The organism is Pelomicrobium sp. G1, from assembly GCF_051905455.1.
Lineage (GTDB): Bacteria > Pseudomonadota > Gammaproteobacteria > Burkholderiales > UBA6910 > Pelomicrobium.
The window spans coordinates 1-278 of sequence record NZ_JBQACR010000325.1; the positions used below are offsets into that span (position 1 = coordinate 1).

Here is a 278-nt window from a genome sequence, read left to right on the forward strand (position 1 = left end):
GTGCACGATGTCCCGCATCAGGCGCACGCAGGGCAGGTTGATGGAGTCGCGACACGCCTCTCCCACGCTTACCACCCGAACGTCATCCTCGGGTCGGAAGTTCTCGAAGCGGTGGAGCCCTCATCCGGTGAAGAAGGTCTCGTGGGGGCTCGCGGAGTAACGCCGGTACAGGGCCGCCTCCAGCATGGCGGGAAGGCTCCGGTCCTGAGCCTTTCCCAGGTAATCCAGAGCCAAGCGGGTCAAGGGATCCCGGGGGCTCGCTTCGACCTTACGCAACG

General features: G+C 65.1%; 1 pseudogene. It reads right to left on the reverse strand.

Features of this window, described 5'->3' with window-relative positions:
* A pseudogene (locus ACTFO6_RS18695) lies at positions 1-278 on the reverse strand (transglycosylase domain-containing protein); the annotation flags it as partial.